This window comes from Dielma fastidiosa, from assembly GCF_000313565.1.
GTDB lineage: Bacteria > Bacillota_I > Bacilli_A > Erysipelotrichales > Erysipelotrichaceae > Dielma > Dielma fastidiosa.
Map to the genome: position 1 here is coordinate 1 of NZ_CAEN01000088.1, position 936 is coordinate 936.

Below are 936 nucleotides of genomic sequence, written 5' to 3' on the forward strand. Positions count from 1 at the left end.
TTCGCAGTAACAAGTGTGGATGCGGTATTATCCACTCACTATCACAATGACCACATTGATCCATACTTTGCGGCCGCGGTATTAAAGAATGTAGAAGGCGACGTACCGTTCATCGGACCAATGAAGAGCGTAGAGAAATGGCTGAGCTACGGTGTACCAAAAGAACGCTGCATCACGGTAAAGCCGGGTGATGTGATCAAGATCAAGGATACGGAGATCGTTGTCCTGGACAGCTTTGACCGTACATGCCTAGTAACCAATGATGAAGATGTACGCGGTGTATGTCCAACGGATATGGATGAGAAAGCAGTAAACTATCTGATCAAGACACCGGCAGGCAATATCTATCATTCAGGAGACAGCCACTATTCCGTATATTATGCAAAACACGGCAAAGATCATCAGATCGATGTAGCGTTAGGCAGCTATGGTGAGAACCCAATCGGCAATCAGGACAAGATGACAAGTGTGGACATCTTAAGAATGGCGGAAGCCCTGCAGTGCAAGGTAGTGATCCCATTCCATTATGACGTATGGACAAACTTCAAGGCCGATCCGCAGGAAATCCTGATGCTGTATGATTATAAGAAATACACCTTGGATTACAAATTCAAACCGTTTATCTGGGATGTAGGCGGTAAGTTCATATATCCAAATGATGCGAATAAACGTCAGTATCATTATCGCCGAGGCTTTGAGGACTGCTTCACGGATGAGCCGAATGTGCCGTTCAGAAGCATCTTATAGGAGGCAAAAAGAATGCTGAGGGAGTTTGTAGAAACGGGAAGATACAGTTTCAGAGAGAAGTTTGAGAAGCTGGGAAGAAGCGATCGCGGCAAGCTGTGAGCCGATCATCAAAGAAGGGGTGATCGAACCGGTGTATGTAGAAGCGGTCATCAATTGTGTAAAGAAATACGGACCGTATATCATCATCGC

1 protein-coding gene and 1 pseudogene are annotated in these 936 nt (G+C 45.6%); both read left to right on the top strand.

Features of this window, described 5'->3' with window-relative positions; genetic code table 11:
• Positions 1–747 (top strand): L-ascorbate 6-phosphate lactonase (gene ulaG / locus DAHG_RS00090; RefSeq protein ID WP_022936300.1); only part of this gene is annotated, 747 nt, incomplete at its 5' end.
• A gap of 55 nt (positions 748–802) precedes the next feature.
• Positions 803–936, top strand: a pseudogene (locus DAHG_RS22070) (PTS sugar transporter subunit IIA); the annotation flags it as partial.